The following is a 4545-nucleotide window of genomic DNA, read 5'->3' as shown; positions in this document are numbered from 1 at the left end:
ACCGCTCGAAGGAACCCTTTCTAGCCTAGACTAGCACCATATCTTTTATTCCCTGTCAACCTGCGGAATGTAGGTTAGAGATGTGGCTCCTGAAAAGCTTGTGTTTATTGATGAAAGTGGGTTATGGGTAGGGATGAGCAGACCGTTAGCCAGAGCGACGAAAGGGAAAAAAGTCTATGAACTGCGGAAATCCTATCGAGGTCAAAAAATGACAATAATTGGTGCAATTAAGCTCTCCGGAGTGGTAGCGACTCAAACATTAGAAGGGTCCATGAAAAAAGAGGATTTTCTCCAATTCATCAAGTTAGATTTATTGCCAAAATTAAAAAAAGGAGATGTAGTGGTAATGGATAACTGAAATTCTCATCATCGAGAAGAAGTCAAAGAAATGATAGAGTCAGTAGGAGCCAGGGTAGAATATCTGCCGGTGTATTCCCCTGAGTTTAACCCGATAGAGATGATGTGGTCACAGCTCAAAAGTTTAGTGTGCAAGTTCAGGACGGAGACCATGGAATTATTAGTGAGATTGGTAGAAGTGGCGGTAAGCCTTGTGGATTTACAGTGTTTGAATAACTGGTTTACCAAGTGTTGTTACTGTGCTTAATGATTGAGATAAAGGCTGTACTGCGACGATTAAGAGTATTATGACGAGAGCGAGTTTAAAGACTACGTGGTTGTATACAGCTCCAAAAGTCGAAGTACGAAAGCAGGGGGTAGTAACTCTGTTCCTACGAAAAAGGGTGTCCATATCAGAAGCCGTGTGCTGGGAAACTCGCAAGCACGGTTTTGAAGTGGAGTTCGGGAAGGTGACTTCCTGTTCGACCATAACTCAGGGAGTTGTCAATCATTGGGGGGGATACAGACCACCGACCAATTGAGCAGGTCTCTAACGTAATACATCGAGGAAGGCGAAAACCGCCGGAGGATGCAGACCATTACTAAGAATAGCCGCGCCGATCGCCCTTTCTAAGGGTACTGGAAGCGATCGCACTTTCACCGACTTAGGAATAGGTAGCGCCGCCAACCGGGGCAGAATTGCGGCCCCTAAACCTTGAGCCACCATACTAACAATAGTAGAATCTTCCTTAATCTCATAGGCAATTTTTAGGGTCTGTCCCCACCTAGCCCAATGTTCTCGCACCGCCGAAGTACACTCAGCATAATTGTACAATATAAAAGCATGAGCTGACAACTCTTCCCAGGTTAAATTTTGGGGAATTGGTTGCTTAGAATTGGGCAATAATACTACATACTCATCCCGGGCAATTTCCCAAGTATCAAACTCTTCAGATCGCGGTAAAGGAACTAAACCAATATCCACCTGACCCGTCCGCAAAGCCTGTTCCACCCCCACAGGATCAGTCTCGGTAATTTTCACCTCTACATTAGGAAAACGACTGCGAAACTCAGCCACTTTCGGCGGCAAAATATGGGTAGCCGCACTGCGAAAAGAAGCCACCCGCACCTTAGACCCCTGTAACCCCTTTTCCAAATTCACCTCGTGGTCGATAGTCTCCCGCAGTTCCAGGATTTTCTGGGCGTGACCTAGGACTTTTTCACCAATGGGGGTTAAATGCGCTCCAAAGCGCCCCCTACACAATAGGGGAATCCCTAACTCATTTTCTAAAGATGCGATCGCCCTACTCACCGAGGATTGGGAAATATTCAAATCCAGCGCAGCCTCAGAAAAGCTACCCTTGGCGACCACAGCCATTAACACCCGCACATGAAACAAATTCATAACAATTGACCGAACCGGAGACCATCGTCATTAACAATCATCCATCCAGTTTACGCATGGAAATTATGCTTAATGAGTTTTGCATGATACCGAATCAGATCATTAAGCTATGGGAGAACTGAAAAATTTAATCGCTACTCTAATCATTTATGTTCGAGTTACTGCCCTTCCATAAGTTCCGTGATACCCCTAGCGTGCGTTTTTTCGATATCACCATCCCCAACTCTAATGCTAGGGATCTGGTTTTTCACGAAGGACCAGCTACCAGTCCCAACAACACGGAGGATGGCCACTGGCAGTTCTATCTACACCCCAACCAAGAAGATAACCTACTGGCTGTTTCCGGGGGTCGTACTTTCTATCTAGTTAATTTCGCTTGGGAATGTCCCTATCATATTGTCCGACTAGACGCTAATCGACACATTTTGCGGATTCCCCCAGGAACCTTCCATCGGTCAGTATCCGACCCCGAAGGTTCCCTAGTCTTGAATCAAGCTATCCGTACCCACAGGGCTACTGTAGAAAGCGAGTTCCGAGTATATAATAGCGCCGAAATTTCCCGCCTGTATAGAGTGACTTCTGATAAGGCTCGCCCCCCTATCTTACACGGCTTTGAACGCCTGCGCGTCGCTTGATGGATTATCCATCATCTGGGGGAGAGTTCCCAACCATCCGGGACTCTCCCAGATTATGTTAACTTTTGTAACAAAAAGTTAAAAAATGTTACAAAAAATTTTTTTTGTGGGCGGGTAGGTTGATTTTTGGGTAAGTTTCTGCTATAATTTTAGATAATTGGAATAGTGACAATTTAAAAAAAAGTAGCTATGAAAAAATTATATATTTTCCTGACAGAATATCACAATTGAGCAGTGTTTGTCAACCCCCCAAAATATCCGGGGAGAGGGAGGCGTGATAGAATTAGTTATTGATTATTGATGATGGATTACTTCGAGTTAGAATGTGGTTTCATATTAATTCAGCCACCCCAAAGTGAGTAGAGATATATTTGCGATCGAAGCCCTAGGGCAAATTCCTAAAATTCTCACCTTGCTAGATCGGAACCCCCACAGTCCGACCTATGGGTGTTTTGACCGAAACTTCTGGCATTATAAAATTATCGACTTCCCCAGTGGCATGGCCCAGGAGTTTGTCTGGCCCCTGGCTTTAGCCCACGAAGTCAATGTTCCCGATAATTCCTATTACCAACACCCCGCTATCAAGGAATGGGTACAAGCGGGGATAGCTTTTGCAGCCCGCAGCGCCCATGCAGACGGTTCTAGTGATGACTATTTCCCCTATGAAAGGGCGGCGGGGGCTTCGGCGTTTTCTTTGCTGGCTTGTGTGGAAAGTTATCGACTATTGGGGTTAGTTGATTATGAGGCGCTGAGGTTTTTTGAACGACGGGCGAACTGGTTGGCTAACCACTACGAAAGTGGTCAACTGGCGAACCATGAGGCGTTAATTATTCTAGCTTTGGAAAGGTTGGGAAACCTGCTGCAAACTTCTAAATGGCGGCGGATACAAGGGACGAGACTCGATCGCCTTTTAAGTTGGCAAACTGAAGAGGGATGGTTTCGGGAGTATGAGGGTTGCGACCCCGGATATCATACTCTCACCCTTTCCTGTTTGGCAGAATTGGACTGCCTTAAACCTGATGACCGGGTGAAAAATGCGATCGCCAAAGGTGTAGAATTAGCGTCCCATTTCATCCACCCTGATGGCACTTATGGCGGGGAATATGGCTGCCGCAACACTTATAATTTCTTTCCCCATGGTTTTGAGTTAGCGGGGAAGTGGCTACCAGAAGCCCTGCGGATTAATGACCAGTTTTTACAGGGTATAAAAAATGGCTTGGGTCCTTGCTATGCTGATGATCATATTATTGGGCATCATGCCTGGAATTATCTGCTGGCTTGGCAAGATTTCGTGAGCGATCGACCTCAGCCTCTGCCCCGGGACGTGGCTAGTCTTTGGTTAAAAGACGCCCAAATTTTAATCAAACGTCGTCCCGGGGTTGAGTTATATATGGGCTTAAATAAAGGCGGAGTTTTCAAGATATTTAGGAACAATAAATTAGTAATTTCTGACACTCAAATATCCCTGCAAATTAGCAAGGGGAAAAATTTAAAAAATGCCGTCAGTCACCTAATCGAACCTTACCAGGTCAAAGTAGAACAGGACGAAATCACTATCGAAGGGCAGTTAGGATGGGCGAAACAAACCCAAATGTCACCCTTAAAATTAATCCTGTTACGGGTAGTCATGTTAACTTTTGGGCGGTTTTTTCCCAACTTAATTCGGAAAATGCTGCAAAAAATGTTAATAACAGGCAAGCAGGATGCACCGTTTCACTTTCGGCGAAAATTACTCTGGCAAGATAATCAATGGCTGGTGACAGATGAAATTACCGCCTCTTCTTGGCAGGGTGTAATTAGTGCAGGAATTGGGGCTTCCCAAACCTCTATTTATGTGGTCATGAGTCGCACATTTCAACCGGGACAACTACAACCCTGGTTAGATTTAACTGAGGAAATTAAGAAACTTACACCGGGTCAAACACTGAGGGTAGAACGCACTTTTTAGGGGGCTTTCTGTTATCAATTAATTATCGGGTGCGAAACGTTCAGGCATAAAATAGGATTGTGATACCCTAAATAACCGCCTGGTGGGGGTTTCAGCCCCTGGGGTGAATACAAGAAGCTCGCTTCTGACCACCCCATAACTGTTTATATAGCACAAGACAGAACACTTAGGACGTATAATGGAGAGGACGAGATGACTAAGAAGACCAAAAATGCCAGCCC

3 protein-coding genes and 1 pseudogene are annotated in these 4545 nt (G+C 45.2%); 3 read left to right on the top strand and 1 reads right to left on the bottom strand.

Translation table 11 applies throughout. The annotated features are described in order from the left end of the window. Positions 1–73: 73 nt before the first annotated feature. Positions 74–604, top strand: a pseudogene (locus ACTIE0_RS22895) (IS630-like element ISAtsp7 family transposase); the annotation flags it as partial. Positions 605–886: 282 nt separating this feature from the next. Here ACTIE0_RS22895 and ACTIE0_RS22890 read toward each other — a convergent pair. Next, positions 887–1741, bottom strand: a complete 855-nt coding sequence (locus tag ACTIE0_RS22890; RefSeq protein WP_006624820.1) for a LysR family transcriptional regulator — start codon at positions 1739–1741, stop codon at positions 887–889. 149 nt (positions 1742–1890) lie between these two features. On the opposite strand from ACTIE0_RS22890, the gene ACTIE0_RS22885 reads away from it, so the two are divergent. After that, a complete protein-coding gene (locus ACTIE0_RS22885) occupies positions 1891–2376 on the top strand; it encodes a hypothetical protein (protein ID WP_006624821.1) in 486 nt (161 codons plus the stop codon). Positions 2377–2731: 355 nt separating this feature from the next. Then, positions 2732–4324 carry a hypothetical protein gene (locus tag ACTIE0_RS22880; RefSeq protein ID WP_006624822.1) on the top strand — a complete coding sequence of 531 codons (1593 nt, stop codon included), beginning with the start codon at positions 2732–2734 and terminating at the stop codon, positions 4322–4324. The last annotated feature ends 221 nt before the right edge of the window (positions 4325–4545 follow it).

The organism is Limnospira sp. (assembly GCF_051859755.1).
Classification (GTDB): Bacteria; Cyanobacteriota; Cyanobacteriia; order Cyanobacteriales; family Microcoleaceae; genus Limnospira; species Limnospira fusiformis.
The sequence above is the reverse complement of the archived record's forward strand: the minus strand, read 5'-3'. Positions and strand labels throughout refer to the sequence as shown.